We start from the raw sequence: 17,610 nt of genomic DNA, 5'->3' as shown, positions 1-17,610 counted from the left end.
GCCGCCGCCATCGGCTCAGAAGTCGATGGCGAGCCCCTTCTTCTCCCAATCGCCATAGCGCACCGGTTCGGGCCCCTCGCGGCCACCCAGCTCGGGCGGCAGGCCCAGCCCCTTGTCGGCCTTGCGCCGTTCCTCCGCCTCGGCCAGCGCGCGCAGCGCGGCGGCGGGCAGTTCCTTCTTCGGCTCTTCGCTCATCGCGACCTCCGTTTCCTTGTCAGGGCACGGCGCTTGTTATAGGCCGCCCCTCGACACGGAACAAGAAAGCTCAGGAGGGCAGCCATGGCCGGCATCGACCTTGCGCGCCGCGCGGCCGCGGCACTGATCGCCGGGGTGACCGAGGCGCACGAGACACTTGCCGAACAGGCGAGCGTGCTCGAGGGCCTTGCGCCGCCCGACCGCGCCCGGGCGCAGCGGCTTGCCATCGCCACGCTGCGCGCCCTGCCGCGCGCCGATGCAATGCTGAAGCCGCATCTGCGCAAGGCGCCCCCCGCCGATCTGCGCGCACTGCTGCGGCTTGCCACGGTCGAGCTCTGCACCGGTGGCGAGGCGCATGGCGTGGTCAGCGCCGCGGTCGAGCTGACCCATGCCGGCGGCCGGCGGACCGAGGGCTATGCCGGTCTCGTCAATGCCGTGCTGCGCAAGGTCGCGGCCGAGACCGACCGCTGGGCGCGCCTGCCCGAGCCCGCCCTGCCGGGCTGGCTGCGCGGCCGGCTGATGTCGGCCTGGGGCAAGGTTGCGGTGCAGCACATGGAGGCCGCGCATCTTGCCGGCGCGCCGGTCGATCTGAGCGTCAAGGCGGATGCCGAGGGCTGGGCCGGGCGGCTCGGTGCGACGCTGCTGCCCACCGGCTCGCTGCGGCTTGCCCCCGGCATGCAGATCTCGGAGCTTCCGGGCTATGCCGAGGGCGCCTGGTGGGTGCAGGACGCGGCGGCGGCGATGGCGGCGAAGGTGCTGGCCCCCGCCCCCGGCACGCGGGTGCTGGACCTCTGCGCCGCGCCCGGCGGCAAGACACTGCAACTCGCCGCCATGGGGGCCGAGGTCACCGCGCTCGACATCTCGCCCGCGCGGATGGAACGGGTGCGCGAGAACCTCGCCCGCTGCGGCCTGAAGGCCGAGACCGTCACCGCCGACGCGCTCGAATGGCAGCCCCCGGCGCCCTTCGACGCCGTGCTTCTGGATGCCCCCTGCTCGGCCACCGGCACGATCCGGCGCCACCCCGACCTGCCCTTCGTCAAGGATGCGGCCGGGATCAAGCCGCTTTTCGCGCTGCAGACCGCGCTGATCGAGCGCGCGCTCGAGCTCGTCGCGCCGGGCGGGGTGCTGGTCTTCTGCACCTGCTCGCTGCTGCCCGAAGAGGGCGAGGCGCAGCTTGCCGGCCTGTGGGAGCGTCACCCCGAGCTCAGCGTCGAGGCGCCCGACCTGCCCGGCATCGAGCCCGCCTGGCACACGGACAGCGGCGCGCTGCGGCTGCGGCCCGACTTCTGGCCCGAGCGTGGCGGCATGGACGGCTTCTTCATCGCCCGCCTGCGCCGGCCCGCCTGAGCCCCGGAAAACGCCGATGACAGCCGCCGCCCCCCGCACTATGGTGCGCGCGACTTCGACAGGCAGAGACGGGCTGAGTCCGCGACAACCATGACGGGCACGAAACAGGGCACGGGCAGCAACGGGATGCGCGGACGGTGGGCAGGCACGCTCGACCGGCTGGCCGTGCTGCGCGCCACCCGCGCCCGCCCGGCGACCGGCTTTGCCAGCCACCCCGAACCGCGCACCATCGGCTCCTTCGCCCGCGGACGGCAGCTGATTGCCGGCAACTTCCTGTTCGCGGGCTACCTGATCGAGGGGCCGGGGCTGAAGATCTGGGATCTGCCGATGCCGGATCCCTCCTTCGAGGAAGAGCTGCAGGGCTGCACCTGGCTCGACGACCTTGCCGCTGTCGGCGACCGCGCCGCGCGCGAGCGGGCGCAGGACTGGGTCTTCGACTGGATCGCGCGCTATGGCGCGGGCAAGGGCCCGGGCTGGACGCCCGAGCTGACCGGGCGGCGGCTGATCCGGATGATCAACCACGCGCTCCTGATCCTGAACGGCCGCGACCGCGCCGCCTCGGAGCTCTTCTTCCGCGCGCTCTCGCAGCAGACGCTGTTCCTCGCGCGGCGCTGGCACTCGGCCGCACCCGGCCTGCCGCGTTTCGAGGCGCTGACCGGGCTGATCTATGCCGGGCTCGCGCTGAGCGGGATGGACCGCCTTGCCGGCCCCGCCGAAGAGGCGCTGGCGCGCGACTGCGCCAGCCAGATCGACGCCACGGGCGGCATCGCCACCCGCAACCCCGAGGAGCTGCTCGAGGTCTTCACCCTGCTGATCTGGGCCGCCGATGCGCTGACCGCCGCCGGCCGCACCCCGGCGCAGGCCCATCGCGATGCCATCGCCCGCATCGCCCCCACCCTGCGCGCGCTGCGCCATGCCGATGGCGGGCTTGCCCGCTTCCATGGCGGCGGCCGCGGGGCCGAGGGGCGGCTTGATACCGCGCTTGGCGCCTCGGGCGCGCGGGCGCCGGCGCGGCCGGGCCTGGCCATGGGCTTTGCGCGGCTCCACGCCGGGCGCACCACGCTCATCCTCGATGCCGCCGCCCCGCCGCAGGGCGAGGCCTCGGCCAATGCCCATGCCTCGACGCTGGCCTTCGAGCTGACCTCGGGGCGCCGGCCGCTGATCGTCAACTGCGGCTCGGGCCGGCTGTTCGGGCCGGAATGGGCGCGCGCGGGACGCGCCACCGACAGCCATTCGACGCTGGCGATCGAGGGCTATTCCTCGTCGCGGCTCGGCCCCGAACGCCGCTTCGGCACCACCACCCGCACCTGGCTCGACGAGACCCCGCGCGAGGTCTGGATGCGGCCCGAAAGCGACCCGGCGCGCCACGCGCTCTTCGGCCATGACGGCTATGTGCCGACGCACGGGCTGACCCATGTGCGCGAGCTCGAGCTGAGCCCCGACGGCCGCACCCTGCGCGGCGAGGACACGCTCGGCGCGATGATCACCGCCGACCGCAAGCGCTTCGACACCGTGTTCGAGCGCGAGGGGATGCGCGGCATCCCCTTCCAGGTCCGCTTCCATCTGCACCCCGATGTCGACGCCGCGCTCGACATGGGCGGATGGGCGGTCTCGATGGCGCTGAAATCGGGCGAGATCTGGGTGTTCCGCTTCGACGCCCCGGTCGATCTCAGCCTCGCCCCCTCGGTCTACCTGGAAAAGGGCCGGCTGCGGCCGCGCGCCACCCGTCAGATCGTGCTTTCCGGCCGCCTCTATGACCATGCCGTCCAAATCGGCTGGACCTTGGCCAAGGCACAGGATACCCCCGCCGCCATCCGCGACACCATTGCCGATGCGCCAATCGACCTCTGAGCATAAGGACTGCCAGCCGTGACCAGAAACGTCCCCCTCACCCGCGCCCTGATCTCCGTCTCCGACAAGACCGGGCTGATCGACTTTGCCCGCGCGCTTGCCGCCCGTGGCGTCGAGCTGCTGTCGACCGGCGGCACCGCCAAGGCGCTGCGCGAGGCCGGGCTGAGCGTGCGCGACGTGGCCGAGGTGACGGGCTTCCCCGAGATGATGGACGGCCGGGTGAAGACGCTGCACCCGAAGGTGCATGGCGGCCTGCTTGCGCTGCGCGACAACGAGGAACACCTCGCCGCGATGGCCGCCCATGACATCGAGGCGATCGACCTGCTCGTCGTCAACCTCTACCCGTTCGAGGAAACCGTCGCCAAGGGCGCCGATTACGAGACCTGCATCGAGAACATCGACATCGGCGGGCCGGCGATGATCCGCGCCGCCTCGAAGAACCACGCCTTCGTCGCCACCGTGGTCGACGTGCAGGATTACGCGGCGGTGCTGAAGGAACTGGACGCGCAGGACGGCGCCACCAGCTACGAGTTCCGCCAGAACCTCGCGCAGATCGCCTATGCCCGCACCGCGGCCTATGACGCGGCGGTCAGCACCTGGATGGCCGGCGCGATCCACGAGGACACGCCGCGCCGGCGCGCCTTTGCCGGCACCCTCGCCCAGACCCTGCGCTATGGCGAAAACCCGCACCAGAAGGCAGCCTTCTACCTCGACGGCACGAACCGTCCGGGCGTTGCCACGGCGCAGCAGCTGCAGGGCAAGGAACTGTCCTACAACAACATCAACGACACCGACGCGGCCTTCGAACTCGTTGCCGAATTCGGCACCGAGACCCCGGCCTGCGCGATCATCAAGCATGCCAACCCCTGTGGCGTCGCCACCGGCACCAGCCTGCTCGACGCATACAAGCGCGCCTTCGACTGCGACCGCACCTCGGCCTTCGGCGGCATCATCGCGCTGAACCAGACGCTCGACGCGGAAACCGCCGAGGCGATCACCGAGGTCTTCTCGGAGGTCATCATCGCCCCCGCCGTCGACGAGGCGGCGAAGGCGGTCGTGGCGAAGAAGAAGAACGTGCGGCTGCTGGTGACCGGCGCGCTGCCCGACCCGAAGGCCGAGATCACCACCTATCGCCAGGTGGCGGGCGGCTTCCTCGTGCAGGGCAAGGACAACGGCGACATCACCCTCGATGACCTCAAGGTGGTGACCGAGCGCGCCCCGTCCGAGGAAGAGCTGAAGGATCTGCTCTTTGCCTGGAAGGTCGCCAAGCACGTCAAGTCGAACGCCATCGTCTATGCCAAGGCGGGCCAGACCGTCGGCGTCGGCGCCGGCCAGATGAGCCGCGTCGACAGCGCGATGATCGCCGCGAAGAAGGCCGAGCGGATGGCGAAGGCCGTGGGCCTTGCCGAAAGCCCGGCCAAGGGCGCGGCCGTCGCCTCGGACGCCTTCTTCCCCTTCGCCGACGGCCTGCTCGAGGCGGTCGAGGCGGGCGCCACCTGCGTGATCCAGCCCGGCGGCTCGATGCGCGACCAGGAAGTGATCGATGCGGCGAACGAACGTGGCCTGGCCATGGTGTTCACCGGCATGCGGCACTTCCGCCACTGACACGACCCCGGCCCGTGCCCTGCGGCGCGGGCCTTTCCGACAGCGGAGACAGGAGCGCGGATGCGGCTGACAGCCTGGATTGCGGCGGCGGTGCTGATCGTCGACCAGATCTCGAAATACGTGGTCGTGCACCTGATGGGGCTCGACCGGGTGGGGGCGATCGAGGTGTTGCCGCCCTGGCTCAACTTCCGCATGGCCTGGAACCAGGGCGTGAACTTCGGCCTCTTTGCGGGCGAGGATGCGCTCACCCGCTGGGGGCTGATCGCGCTGGCGCTTGTCATCGTCGTCTGGGTCTGGCGCTGGATCGCGCGTGACGGCGCGGCGGGGCGCGGGCTGCGGGTGTCGGCGGGGCTGCTGATCGGCGGCGCGCTCGGCAATGTGATCGACCGGCTCCTCTATGGCGCGGTGGCCGATTTCCTGAACATGTCGCTGCCCTTCTGGCGCAACCCCTTCTCCTTCAACGTCGCCGATATCGCGATCTTCGTCGGCGCGGTGGGGCTTGTCTTCCTGTCGGGCGAGACGGGGGCGAAACGCCGCCGCTGACGCCGATCAGGGCGTGACGGACGCAAGGCGATAGGCTAAGACGGGATCGAAACGGTGAGGGAGAGCTTCATGCACGGGTCTTTCGGCAAGATCGGGATCGCACTCGCGATTGCCCTGCTGGCGGCCGGCTGTTCCTCGAACCGCACGCCGGAGCTGATGCACCTGCGTTCGACCACCAACGGCCCGGACGAATTCGGCATCCTGCCGACGAAGCCGCTGCAGATGCCCGAGAGCCTGACCGAGCTGCCGGCACCGACGCCGGGCGGCAGCAACATCACCGATCCGACCCCCGTGGCCGACGCGGTCACCGCGCTTGGCGGCAAGCCGCCGGTCGCCGGCAAGGGCGTGCCTGCGGGCGATGGCGCGCTGGTCGCGCGGGCGGGCCGTTACGGCACCGATGCCGGCATCCGCCAGGAGCTGGCCGCGGCCGATTACGAATACCGCAAGAAGAACGACGGCCGCCTGCTCGAGCGGATGCTCAGCGTCAACGTCTATTACAAGGCCTACCGGCCGATGGCGCTGAACCAGGAGGCGGAACTCGAACGCTGGCGCCGGCTCGGCCTGACCACGCCGGCCGCCCCGCCCTCGGGCGTGGCACAGCAGGCGCTGCCGTAACACCCGTTCAACTCCGCGTTTTTCGGCGCATCGGCGGTTGCCTCGTGCGACGGGCGACGTAAAGTTCGCCCGTCATCAACGAGGAGCCCATGCGCGCATCGCTTGCCACCGCTTTCGCGGCCTTCGCCGTCTTCCAGGCCTCCGCCCTTGCGGCCGAGGCCGCCCCTGTCAGCCATTTCACCCTGCCCAATGGCCTCGAGGCCGTGGTGATCGAGGATCACCGCGCCCCGGTTGTGGTGCAGATGGTCTGGTACAAGGCAGGCTCCGCCGACGAGCAGCGCGGCCGCTCGGGCATCGCGCATTACCTCGAACACCTGATGTTCAAGGGCACCGACACGATGGCGGCGGGGGAGCTGTCGAAGACCGTGGCGGCGAATGGCGGCTCGGACAACGCCTTCACCTCCTATGACTACACCGCCTATTTCCAGCGCATCGCCGCCGACCGTCTGCCGCTGGTGATGAAGATGGAAGCCGACCGGATGCGGCATCTGAAGATCTCGCCCGACGACTGGCAGACCGAGCGGGACGTGATTCTGGCCGAGCGCGCGCAGCGCACCGACAGCGATCCGGGCGCGCTCTTCGGCGAGCAGTCGCGCGCCGCGCAATTCCTCAACAGCCCCTATGGCACGCCGGTGATCGGCTGGCGCCAGGAGATGGAGCAGCTGACCCGCGACGACGCGCTGGCCTGGTATCGCCGCTTCTATGCGCCGAACAACGCCGTGCTGGTGGTGGCGGGCGATGTCACGCCGGACGAGGTGAAGACCCTCGCCACCGAATATTACGGCCCCCTTGCGCCCTCTGACGACATCCCGCCGCGTGTCCGCCCGCAGGAGCCGCCGCAGCTTGCCGCGCGCCGGCTGACCTTCACCGACGACCGCGTGGCACAGCCCTATCTGAGCCGCTCCTATCTCGCGACCGAGCGCAACCCGGGCGACCAGAAGAAGGCCGCGGCGCTGACGATGCTGGCCGAGATCCTCGGCGGCAATCCGCAGACCTCGGTGCTGTCGCGCAAGCTGGTCTTCGACAAGGGCGATGCGATCTATGCCTCGGCCTTCTACGACGGCATGTCGATCGACAAGACCACCTTCTCGATCGCGCTGATGCCGGCGCAGGACGTCGCCCTGCCCGAGGCCGAGGCGGCGCTTGACGCGGCGCTGAACGAGTTCCTGAAGGAAGGCATCGACCCGGCGCAGTTCGAGCGCATCCGCACCCAGATCCGCGCCGCGCAGATCTATCAGCAGGACGATGCGCAGGGCCTCGCCCAGCAATATGGCGAGGCGCTGGCCTCGGGCTTTTCGGTCGAGGACGTGCAAAGCTGGCCCGACGTGCTGATGTCGGTCACTGCCGATGACGTGATGGCCGCCGCGCGCGAGGTGCTGACCCCCGCCGATTCGGTGACGGGCTATGTCGAGCGGCCGAAGGACGCGCCGCCCCCCGCCCCCGATGCCCCCGTCTCGCTGCCCGCCACCCAGGAGGTGACGCAATGATCCGCGTGGTTCTGTCTACCCCGCTGCGCCTTGCCGCGCTGACCCTTGCGGCGCTTCTCTTCTCGGTGCCGGCGCAGGCACTCGACATCGAGGAAGTGACCTCGCCCGGCGGCATCAAGGCCTGGCTGGTCGAGGCGCATGACATCCCCTTCACCGCGCTCGAGATCCGCTTTCGCGGCGGTGCCTCGCTCGATGCCGAGGGCAAGCGCGGCGCGATCAACCTGATGACCGCGACGCTCGAGGAAGGCTCGGCCGATCTCGACAGCCAGGGCTTTGCCGCCGCGCAGGAGGCGCTGGCGGCGAAATTCGGCTTCGACGTCGACGACGACACGCTGTCGGTCTCGGCCCGGATGCTGAGCGAGAACCGCGACAAGGCGGTGGAACTCTTGCGCGGCGCGCTGACCGATCCGCATTTCGATCAGGCCTCGGTCGACCGGGTGCGCGGCCAGGTGCTCTCGATCCTCGCCTCGGACGCGAAGGACCCGAACGCCATCGCCGGCAAGACCTTCCGCAAGCTCGCCTGGGGCGATCACCCCTATGGCAGCTCGCTCAACGGCACGGAAGACAGCGTCAAGGCGCTGACCCGCGAGGATCTGTTCGACGCCAAGGCGCGGGTGATGGCGAAGGACCGGCTGGTCGTCTCGGCGGTCGGCGACATCACCCCCGAGGCGCTTGGCCAGATGCTTGACCGGCTGCTCGGCGATCTGCCTGCGACCGGCGCGCCGATGCCGCCCAAGGCCGAGCTGAAGCTGACCGGCGGCATCACCACCGTCGACTGGGACAGCCCGCAATCGGTGGTGATGTTCGGCCAGAAGGGGCTGGCGATGGACGACCCCGACTTCTTCCCGGCCTATGTGCTGAACCAGATCCTCGGCGCCGGCGGCTTCTCCTCGCGGCTGATGGACGAGGTGCGCGAGAAGCGCGGACTGACCTATGGCATCTACACCTATCTGGTGCCGAAGGACCTGTCCGAGACCTGGCAGGGCGGCTTCGCCTCGGCCAATGACAAGGTGGCCGAGGCGGTGACGCTGGTGAAGCAGGAATGGGCGAAAGCCGCGACCGGCACGGTCAGCGACAAGGAACTCGAGGACGCCAAGACCTACCTGACCGGCGCCTATCCGCTGCGCTTCGACGGCAATGCGAACATCGCCGACATCCTCGCCGGCATGCAGCTCGGCCACATGCCGATCGACTACATCGCGACCCGCAACGACAAGGTGAACGCGGTGACGAAGGACGACATCGCCCGCGTGGCGAAGCGGCTGCTCGATGCCGATGCGCTGCGCTTCGTGGTGGTGGGCAAGCCCGTCGGCCTGAACTGAGCCCGGCCCCGGGACGCGCCCGAATCAATTGGGCTCGCCCCGGGGCTGTGCTATCCCTTGTGGAATGAACGCACAGCCCCCCCAGATCAGCCTCGAACGCCCGGTCATCCGGCAGCTTGACGACGCCGCGGCGAACCGGATCGCGGCCGGCGAGGTGGTCGAACGCCCTGCCTCGGCGGTGAAGGAGCTGGTCGAGAACGCGCTCGACGCCGGGGCGCGGCGCGTCGACATCGCCTATGCCGACGGCGGCAAGACGCTGATCCGGATCACCGACGACGGCTGCGGCATGACCGCCGAGGATCTGCCGCTGGCGATGAGCCGGCATGCCACCTCGAAGATCGACGGCTCGGACCTTCTGAACATCCACACCTTCGGCTTCCGCGGCGAGGCGCTGCCCTCGCTCGGCGCCGTCGGCCGGCTGACCATCACCTCGCGCGCCGAGGGGTTCGAGGCGGCGGCGATCACCGTCGCGGGCGGGCAGATCGGCGCGGTCAGGCCCGCGGCGCTGAACCGCGGCACGGTGGTCGAGCTGCGCGATCTGTTCTTCGCCACCCCGGCGCGGCTCAAGTTCATGCGCACCGACCGCGCCGAGGCCGGCGCCATCGCCGATGCGGTGAAGCGGCTGGCGATGGCCGAACCCTATGTCAGCTTCACCCTGCGCGACGTCTCGGGCGGCGGCGAGGGGCGCGAGATCTTCCGCGCCGATGCCGAACAGGGCGAGCTCTTCGGCGCGCTCGCCGGCCGGCTTGGCCGCGTGCTCGGCCGCGCCTTCAGCGACAATGCCCTGCCGCTCGATGCCGAACGCGAGGGCATCCGCCTGACCGGCTATGCGGCCCTGCCCACCTATTCGCGCGGCGCCGCGGTCGAGCAGTTCCTGTTCGTGAACGGCCGCCCGGTGCGCGACAAGATGCTTCTGGGCGCGCTGCGGGCGGCCTACATGGACGTGCTCAGCCGCGACCGCCACCCGGCGGCGGTGCTGTTCCTCGGCTGCGATCCCGAGCGCGTCGACGTCAACGTGCATCCGGCGAAGGCCGAGGTCCGTTTCCGCGAATCTGGCATCCCGCGCGGGCTAATCGTCACCGCGATCCGCCACGCCCTGGCCGAGGCCGGGCACCGCGCCTCCTCGACCGTCGCCACCGCGACGCTCGGCGCGATGCGGCCCGAACCCGCGCAGATGCCGCCGCGGGTCTATCAGATGGACCGGCCGAGCCTTGGCGCGATGCGCACGAGTTATGCCGCGCAGATGCCGCTGATGCCCGCGCCCGAGCCCGGCCTTGCCGAGGCCCCGGCCCCCTTCGCTGCCCCCGCCTGGCCGCCCGAGCCCGTCCTCTACGACGCGCCAAGCGCGCGCGCCGAGGTGCCGCCCGCGCAGGACGAGGCGCTGACCCACGCCCCCCTCGGCGCCGCCCGCGCCCAGGTGCACGAGAATTACATCATCGCCCAGACCGAGCGCGGCATCGTCATCGTCGATCAGCACGCCGCGCATGAACGGCTGGTCTACGAGCGGTTGAAACGGCAGATGGCCGAGAAGGGCGTCGCCGCGCAGGCGCTGCTGATCCCCGAGATCGTCGAGCTTTCGCCCGCCGACGCGGCGCGGCTTCTGGAAGCCGCCGACGATCTCACCCGCCTTGGCCTGACGATCGAGCCCTTCGGCGGCTCGGCGATCGCGGTGCGCGAGACCCCGGCGATTCTGGGCGAGATCAACGCCGAGGCACTGCTGCGCGACGTGCTCGACGAACTCTCGGACCTTGGCGACAGCGAGCTGGTGCTGGCGAAGATCGACGCGGTGCTGTCGCGCATGGCCTGCCACGGCTCGATCCGCTCGGGCCGGCGGATGCGGGTGGACGAGATGAACGCGCTGCTGCGCGAGATGGAGGCGACGCCGCTGTCGGGCCAATGCAACCACGGCCGACCGACCTATGTCGAGCTGAAGCTGAGCGACATCGAACGGCTGTTCGGACGGACATGACGACGCTCCCCGCCCTGAATGATCCGCTGGTCCTCGCCGGGCTCGGCGGCGCGGCGCTGGTCGTCGTGCTGCTGCTCTTGGTGCTGCGCGCCGCCGGCCGCTCGGCCCGCGCGCTCGATCCGCTGGTGGCGCAGCTCACCGCGCTTGGCGGCCGGGTGCAGGCGCTCTCGGACGGGCAGCACCAGCTTGCCGGCGGGCTCCACCACGTCTCCGAGGCGCAGGCGGCAAGCCAGGCGCGGGTGCTGCAGCTGATGGAGGCACGGCTGGCCGAGGTGAACCGGGCGATGACCGAAAGCCTGCACGGCACCGCCACCCGCACCGCGCGCTCGCTCGGCGACCTGCAGCAACGCCTTGTCGCGATCGACAAGGCGCAGGCGAATATCGAGAAGCTGTCGGGCGACGTGCTGGGCCTGCAGGACATCCTGTCGAACAAGCAGACCCGCGGCGCCTTCGGCGAGATCCAGCTGCATGACATCGTGCTGAAGGCGCTGCCCGCCGACAGCTACACGATGCAGGCGACACTCTCGAACGGGCGGCGGGCGGATTGCCTCATCCACATGCCGAACCCGCCCGGCCCGATCGTGATCGACAGCAAGTTCCCGCTCGAGGCCTACGAGGCGCTGCGCCGCGCGAAAAGCCAAAGCGCCCTGATCGAGGCACAGCGGATGATGCGCATCGCCGTGCGCGCCCATATCCGCGCGATCGCGGAGCGCTACATCGTGCAGGGCGAGACCGCCGACAGTGCGCTGATGTTCCTCCCCTCCGAGGCGGTCTATGCCGAGCTGCACGCGAATTTCCCGGAACTGGTGCGCGAGGGCTTTGCGGCGAAGGTCTGGATCGTCTCTCCGACCACCTGCATGGCGACGCTGCACACCATGCGCGCGGTGCTGAAGGACGCGCGGATGCGCGAGCAGGCCGGCGCGATCCGCCAGGAGCTGGCCGCGCTTTACGCCGATATCGACCGGCTCGGCCAGCGCGTGGGCAACCTCGACCGGCATTTCTCGCAGGCCGCGAAGGACATCGAGGAGATCCGGATCTCCGCCGACAAGGCCGGAAAACGCGCGCATCGGCTCGACAATTTCGACTTCGAGGAGCTTGCCCCCGGCGCTGATGTGACGCGCCCCCCGGGGCTGCTGCCCTGACAGATGCGCCTTGCGCCCGCCGCCGTCTGGGGCGACACTGCAAGACCACAGGAGGTCTCCATGCAGCTGCCGATCAGCCCGTCCAAAGTCGCCCATGTCATCATCCGCGCCCGCAAGTTCGACGCCGACATTCCCGGCTCGGGCCAGGGCCGCGAGCTGCGCGCCTTCATCGCGTCGCTGAACGAGGACGAGCAGGCGGCGCTGACCGCGATCATGTGGATCGGCCGCGAGACCTTTGACGCGAGCGAATTCGACGAGGCCTGGGAGACCGCCAAGGCCGAGGCGAGCGCTCCGACCGAGGATTACCTGCTCGGCGTGCCGATGCTGGCCGATTACCTCGAAGACGGCCTGAACGCGCTCGATATCAGCCTCGAGGAAGCCGAGGAAGGCATCGACCCCTCCGTCTGAACGCGGATCGAGGGGCGCTGCCCCTCTTCGCCTGCGGCGAATTCACCCCGAGGTATTTGAGGCAAGATGAAAAACCATGTCTCTTTCATCTTGCCTCAAATACCTCACGGGGGTGCGGGGGTGTGAAACCCCCGCCCTCATCGCTTACGCCACCAGCCGGTAGCCACCCGATTCCGTCACCAGAAGCCGCGCATTCTGCGGATCGGGCTCGATCTTCTGCCGCAGCCGGTAGATGTGGGTTTCGAGCGTGTGGGTGGTGACCCCGGCGTTATAGCCCCAGACCTCGTGCAGCAGCACATCGCGCGGCACCACGCCATCGGTGGCGCGGTAGAGGAACTTGAGGATGTTGGTTTCCTTCTCGGTCAGCCGGATCTTGCGATCCTTGGCATCGACCAGCATCTTCATCGCTGGCTTGAAGGTATACGGGCCAAGCTGGAACACCGCGTCTTCCGACTGTTCATGCGTGCGCAGCTGCGCGCGCAGACGCGCCAGAAGCACCGGGAACTTGAACGGCTTCGTCACGTAGTCATTCGCGCCGCTGTCGAGGCCAAGGATGGTGTCGGCGTCGGTGTCATGCCCGGTCAGCATCACGATCGGGCATTTCACCCCCTGCTTGCGCAGCTTCTTGCACAGCTCGCGCCCGTCGGTGTCGGGCAGGCCGACATCCAGCACCACAAGGTCATAGAGCGCTTCCTTCGCCTTCTCCACCGCCTCGGCGCCCGAGCCCGCCTCGTACACCTCGAAATCCTCGGTGGCGACCAGCTGCTCGGCCAGCGCCTCGCGCAGATCGGTATCGTCGTCCACCAGAAGGATCTTTTTCAGTCCAGCCATCTTGTTCGGGCCTCCGTTTCTGTCGGTGTCCTGCGTTCGGTGCAAAGCTGATGCCCGATCACGCGAACGGCAAGGGGCGTGAAATCTTTCTCACGCGCTCGTGTCGCAGCACCGCGCCATGTTTCAATTTGTTTCAGGCATCGCTATCTCTTGGGCCATGATGACGCCCTTCTCCCTTGGCCCGACTGCCGCCGAACGCCTGAACCGTGCCCGCGCCGACCTGCGCATGGGGTTGCCCGTGGTGCTGTCGGGGCAGCTTGCCGTGGCGATCGAGACGCTGAGCCCCGAGCGGCTGGCGGCGCTTGCCACGCTCGGCCCGCTCACCCTCGCCATCACCTCCTGGCGCGCCGAGACGCTGAAGGCCCGCGTCTATGACAATGACCTCGCCCGGATCGTGGTGCCCGCGGACGCCGATCTTGCCTGGCTGCGGGCGATCGCCGATCCGGCCGACGACCTGCGCATACCGATGAAAGGGCCGCTGACAAGCCGCCGCGAGGGCGACGCCACCCTTGCCCGCGCCGCGATCGCCTTGGCCAAGACGTCGCAGCTGCTGCCCGCGGCGCTGCTTGCCCCGCTTCCCGATCCGGCGCCCGAGGGGTTGACCACGCTCGACGCTGCCGAGGTGCTGCGCGAGATCTCGGCCGCCGCGGTGCTTGCCCCGGTCTCGGCCGCCCGCGTGCCGATGCGCGCGGCCGAAAAGGGGCGGCTCCATATCTTCCGCCCCGACGATGGCGGCGAGGAGCATTACGCCGTCGAGATCGGCTCGCCCGACCGCTCCCAGCCGGTGCTGGCCCGGCTGCATTCGGCCTGCTTCACCGGCGACGTGCTCGGCTCGCTGAAATGCGACTGCGGGCCGCAGCTTGATGCCGCGCTGACGCAGATGGGGCACGAGGGGGCGGGAATCCTGCTCTACCTCAACCAGGAAGGCCGCGGCATCGGCCTTGCCAACAAGATGCGCGCCTATGACCTGCAGGACCAGGGCTTCGACACCGTCGAGGCGAACCACCGCCTCGGCTTCGAGGATGACGAGCGCGACTTCCGCATCGGCGCGGCGCTGCTGAAGAAGCTCGGCTTCTCGAAGGTGCGGCTGCTGACCAACAACCCCGCCAAGGTGCGGATGCTCGAGGCGAATGGCATCGAGGTGGTGGAACGCGTGCCGCTGAAGGTGGGCCTCAGCCGCCACAACGCCGCCTATCTGGCGACAAAGGCGGCGAAGTCGGGCCATATCCTGTGAGCGCGCCGGGGCGCCTGACACCGCGCAGGCGGCTTGTGGGCGAGCGCCGCCTGCCGGTCGAGATCGGCCGCGGCGGGCTGCCGCGTGAAACGCGAGGGTGACGGCGCGCCCCCTTCGCGGCCAGCCGCGGGCGCCTCGCCTGCCCCGATCCGATGGATGACATCTTGCGGGTCACCGACTGGACCTATCCGCAGGCAGAACCCGGCCGCGGCTCGGCGATCTTCATTCACCAGCGCCGCCGCGCGGGCGTTCCGACAGCGGGGCGCCTCGCCCTGCGCCGGGCCGACCTGATCCGCCTCGCGCGCATCCTGCCCCCGGGGACCGGGATCGTGTTTCCCGATCTCGCCTGCTTTCATCTTGGCAAAAATACCTCGGGGTCCGGGGCAGCGCCCCGGAACGCCCGCCCGTCCCGCGACAAGGCCTGAGGCTCAGCCCGCCCGCGGCCCATAGTCCCGCGCCCCGAAGATCGCGGACCCCACGCGCACATGCGTCGCCCCGGCGGCGATCGCGGCCTCGAAATCGGAACTCATCCCCATCGACAGCCCGGCCAGCCCGTTGCGTGCCGCCATCCCGGCAAGGGCGGCGAAATGCGGCGCCGGGTCTTCGCCCTCGGGCGGGATGCACATCAGCCCGACGACCGGCAGATCCATGCCCCGCGCCTCGGCCACGAAGGCGTCGACGCCCTCGGGCAGCACGCCAGCCTTCTGCGGCTCGGCGCCGGTGTTCACCTGGATGAAAAGCTCGGGGCTCGCGCCGCGCGCCTGCGCCAGATGCGCAAGCTTCGTCGCCAGCGACGGCCGGTCGAGGGTGTGGATCGCATCGAAGAGCTCGACTGCGATCTTCGCCTTGTTGGTCTGCAGCGGCCCGATCATGTGCACGGCAACGCCCGGGAAAGCCGCGCGCCAGGCCGGCCACTTGCCCTGCGCTTCCTGCACGTAATTCTCGCCGAAAAGCGTGTGGCCGGCGCGCAGCACCGCCTCGACCCGTTCGGCCGGCTGCACCTTCGACACCGCGATCAGCTGCACCGAACCGGCAGCCCGGCCCGCAGCCGCCTCTGCCGCGGCGACGCGGCGGGTGATTTCGTCAAGTCCCATGGCATCCTCCATCGCGCCCCAGAAACCACGCGATGGCACAAAAGAAAAGAGCGGGCGCAAGGCCCGCTCTTTCCCATCAGGTTCTGAAAGATCAGAACTTGAACTTCACGCCGAGGTCGGCAACCGGGTCCGAACCCTTGACGTCGTCATCAGCGATGCCGCCGACGACCGAAGCGCCGCCGCCCAGATCGTAGGCCGCGCCGAGGCCGTACCAGGTCACGTCGGTGCCGCCGACGAACTCAGCCTTCTGCACATAGCCCATGACGGTGGTCGCGCCGAAGACCGACGAAACGCCGAGGCCGTAGGCGTTGTCGACCGGGTTCAGGTCGTCGCCCGAAGCGTAGTAGGCCTTGACCGAGGTGTCGCCGAAGGTGGCAACGCCAGCCAGCTCGACCTGGGTCATCTTGCCGCCAGCGGCGAGCTCGAGGTCTTCGTAGCCGAGGCCAACGGTGTAGTTGCCGAAGGTGTAGGCAGCGGCAACGCCGTAAGCCTGGTTCGCGTCAACCGAGGTCTGGTCGACGAAGCCGTCCGACAGCGACGCGGCGACCGAGAAGGCACCGGCGGTGTAGGTGTACAGCAGAGCCGACTGGGTGTTGTTGTCGAGGGTCAGGTACGGAATGTCGTTGTCCAGACCGGCAACCGAGGTCGCGAGGTCGGTGTAGCCGATTTCCGGCAGGTCGCCGAACAGGGCTTCCGGAGCCGACACGACGTCGCCCATTTCGATCTTGCCGAAGGCGCCCGAGATGTAGACCGAGCCCTCGGTGCCGTAGGCGGCGCCGTTGTTGGCGATCGAGTCGCCAGCCTGGTCAGCGCGGAACGAACCGCCGAACTCGAGGCCGCCATCGGTCTGCCCCGAGAGCGTGAAGGTCACGCGAGCGCGGCTCGAGAAGTTCCAGTCGGAACCGTTGTAGGTGACGCCCATGCGGCCGTCGCCCGACAGAGTCACTTCAGCAGCGGCGAAGCCAGCCGAGAAGACCAGGGCGGTCGTCGCGAAGAGAACCTTTTTCATCGTTTTCCCTCATTGTCTCTAAGGTAAGCCCCAACTCAGGGAAATCCGAATTGGGTATGGCTGCTTTTTCCCTCCCGGCGCCTCTCATTGCAATGAAAACGACTGCCGCAGAGGCATTGACGCGGGGCGTGGTGCACTCTTGCCACAGTCCGCACAGCCCCCTCGGCGCAGCCCCGCGCACACGGCCCGCACACGCCCACGTGAAAGCGGCAACCCGCCGGATGAGGCGTGCAAGGGCGCGTCCTGCCGGGAAAATCCTTGTCGCCTCGCGGGGCTTGGGCTAGAGACGGTCAAGGCCAACAGCTCGAAGCTCACGGGGACTGCATCCGATGAAAATCCGACACATCCTGCGCGCCGGGACCATTGCAGGTGTCACCCTCACGCTCGCGGGCTGCGGCGGCATTTCCAGCGGGAATCTCTTCGGTGGCGGCTCGCGGAAGGCCGCGCAGACCGAGACGACCGGGCCCATGCCGGACCCGACGCAAGTCTCCCACCTGAGCGGCACCAACAACGACTGGGAATATCGCCAGAAGTCCTCGACCGTGTGGGATCTGTTCTCGAACAGCGACGATCCGAACGTGAAGCTCGAGGTCAACAAGTACATCTGGAACGCCACGCTCGAGGTGCTCGATTTCCTGCCGATCCAGACCGTCGACCCGTTCTCGGGGCTGATCGTCACCGGCTATGGCACGCCCCCGGGCGGTGGCCGCGCCTATCGCGCCACGATCCACATCACCGATCCGGCGCTCGATGCGCGCAGCCTCAAGGTGTCGCTCGAAAGCAAGGGCGGCGCGGTCTCGCCCGACACCGTGCGCGCGGTCGAGGATGCGATTCTCACCCGCGCCCGTCAGCTGCGGATCGCCGATTCGAAGCTCTGAGCCCGGCCGGGCGGGGAATTTTGCCCCCGCCCGCCGGCTCGTCTCTGGACCTTGAGCCCCGCCACGGTGTAGCAAGCGCC

General features: G+C 69.3%; 17 protein-coding genes. 13 read left to right on the top strand and 4 right to left on the bottom strand.

The genetic code is table 11. From position 1 onward, the window contains the following. Positions 1 to 15 precede the first annotated feature (15 nt). A complete protein-coding gene (locus AC0QTQ_RS02005; protein WP_113898589.1) occupies positions 16 to 195 on the bottom strand; it encodes a DUF1674 domain-containing protein in 180 nt (59 codons plus the stop codon). A gap of 84 nt (positions 196 to 279) precedes the next feature. On the opposite strand from AC0QTQ_RS02005, the gene AC0QTQ_RS02000 reads away from it, so the two are divergent. From AC0QTQ_RS02000 to AC0QTQ_RS01955, 10 genes are all read left to right on the top strand, one after another. Then, complete coding sequence (locus tag AC0QTQ_RS02000) at positions 280 to 1,542, top strand: RsmB/NOP family class I SAM-dependent RNA methyltransferase (RefSeq protein WP_480258049.1); 1,263 nt, start codon at positions 280 to 282, stop codon at positions 1,540 to 1,542. A gap of 126 nt (positions 1,543 to 1,668) precedes the next feature. Continuing rightward, the gene (locus AC0QTQ_RS01995) at positions 1,669 to 3,393 is read left to right on the top strand and encodes a heparinase II/III family protein (protein ID WP_480258048.1); all 1,725 of its coding nucleotides are present in this window, start codon (positions 1,669 to 1,671) and stop codon (positions 3,391 to 3,393) included. An 18-nt stretch (positions 3,394 to 3,411) separates the two neighbouring features. Beyond that, positions 3,412 to 4,998 (top strand): bifunctional phosphoribosylaminoimidazolecarboxamide formyltransferase/IMP cyclohydrolase, encoded by a 1,587-nt coding sequence (purH, locus tag AC0QTQ_RS01990; RefSeq protein WP_480258047.1) that lies wholly within the window; start codon positions 3,412 to 3,414, stop codon positions 4,996 to 4,998. A gap of 60 nt (positions 4,999 to 5,058) precedes the next feature. Continuing rightward, positions 5,059 to 5,541: a signal peptidase II gene (gene lspA, locus AC0QTQ_RS01985; RefSeq protein WP_480258046.1), complete on the top strand. Its 483-nt coding sequence runs from the start codon at positions 5,059 to 5,061 to the stop codon at positions 5,539 to 5,541. 69 nt (positions 5,542 to 5,610) lie between these two features. Next, the gene (locus AC0QTQ_RS01980) at positions 5,611 to 6,156 is read left to right on the top strand and encodes a DUF3035 domain-containing protein (RefSeq protein WP_480258045.1); all 546 of its coding nucleotides are present in this window, start codon (positions 5,611 to 5,613) and stop codon (positions 6,154 to 6,156) included. An 89-nt stretch (positions 6,157 to 6,245) separates the two neighbouring features. Continuing rightward, positions 6,246 to 7,643 (top strand): M16 family metallopeptidase, encoded by a 1,398-nt coding sequence (locus AC0QTQ_RS01975; RefSeq protein ID WP_480258044.1) that lies wholly within the window; start codon positions 6,246 to 6,248, stop codon positions 7,641 to 7,643. After that, entirely contained in the window at positions 7,640 to 8,965 is a 1,326-nt protein-coding gene (locus tag AC0QTQ_RS01970) for a M16 family metallopeptidase (protein ID WP_480258043.1), read from the top strand. Before AC0QTQ_RS01975 ends, AC0QTQ_RS01970 begins: the two co-directional genes overlap by 4 nt. Before the next feature lie 64 nt (positions 8,966 to 9,029). After that, positions 9,030 to 10,934, top strand: a complete 1,905-nt coding sequence (gene mutL, locus AC0QTQ_RS01965; RefSeq protein WP_480258042.1) for a DNA mismatch repair endonuclease MutL — start codon at positions 9,030 to 9,032, stop codon at positions 10,932 to 10,934. Beyond that, positions 10,931 to 12,076, top strand: coding sequence for a DNA recombination protein RmuC (locus AC0QTQ_RS01960; protein WP_480258041.1), 1,146 nt, complete (start codon positions 10,931 to 10,933; stop codon positions 12,074 to 12,076). The genes mutL and AC0QTQ_RS01960 overlap by 4 nt, the downstream gene beginning before the upstream one ends. A gap of 60 nt (positions 12,077 to 12,136) precedes the next feature. Next, positions 12,137 to 12,484, top strand: coding sequence for a DUF3775 domain-containing protein (locus AC0QTQ_RS01955; protein ID WP_121530556.1), 348 nt, complete (start codon positions 12,137 to 12,139; stop codon positions 12,482 to 12,484). Positions 12,485 to 12,628: 144 nt separating this feature from the next. Here AC0QTQ_RS01955 and AC0QTQ_RS01950 read toward each other — a convergent pair whose 3' ends face one another. After that, positions 12,629 to 13,315: a response regulator transcription factor gene (locus AC0QTQ_RS01950; protein ID WP_113898578.1), complete on the bottom strand. Its 687-nt coding sequence runs from the start codon at positions 13,313 to 13,315 to the stop codon at positions 12,629 to 12,631. 157 nt (positions 13,316 to 13,472) lie between these two features. Between AC0QTQ_RS01950 and ribA the strand changes: the two genes are divergently transcribed. Together ribA and AC0QTQ_RS01940 are read left to right on the top strand one after the other, a co-directional pair. Further along, entirely contained in the window at positions 13,473 to 14,549 is a 1,077-nt protein-coding gene (gene ribA, locus AC0QTQ_RS01945) for a GTP cyclohydrolase II (protein WP_480258040.1), read from the top strand. Positions 14,550 to 14,713: 164 nt separating this feature from the next. Continuing rightward, complete coding sequence (locus AC0QTQ_RS01940) at positions 14,714 to 14,974, top strand: hypothetical protein (RefSeq protein WP_480258039.1); 261 nt, start codon at positions 14,714 to 14,716, stop codon at positions 14,972 to 14,974. Positions 14,975 to 14,977: 3 nt separating this feature from the next. Here the strand turns inward: AC0QTQ_RS01940 and AC0QTQ_RS01935 are convergent, their stop codons facing one another. Together AC0QTQ_RS01935 and AC0QTQ_RS01930 are read right to left on the bottom strand one after the other, a co-directional pair. After that, a complete protein-coding gene (locus tag AC0QTQ_RS01935) occupies positions 14,978 to 15,643 on the bottom strand; it encodes a YggS family pyridoxal phosphate-dependent enzyme (RefSeq protein WP_480258038.1) in 666 nt (221 codons plus the stop codon). 91 nt (positions 15,644 to 15,734) lie between these two features. Continuing rightward, on the bottom strand, positions 15,735 to 16,652 hold the full coding sequence (locus tag AC0QTQ_RS01930) for a porin (protein ID WP_480258037.1): 918 nt from the start codon (positions 16,650 to 16,652) through the stop codon (positions 15,735 to 15,737). A 329-nt stretch (positions 16,653 to 16,981) separates the two neighbouring features. Between AC0QTQ_RS01930 and AC0QTQ_RS01925 the strand changes: the two genes are divergently transcribed. Next, complete coding sequence (locus tag AC0QTQ_RS01925; protein WP_480258036.1) at positions 16,982 to 17,530, top strand: DUF3576 domain-containing protein; 549 nt, start codon at positions 16,982 to 16,984, stop codon at positions 17,528 to 17,530. Positions 17,531 to 17,610 lie beyond the last annotated feature (80 nt).

It is taken from the genome of Paenirhodobacter sp. YD-8, assembly GCF_056590935.1.
This window is presented reverse-complemented; position numbering and strand designations above follow the sequence as displayed.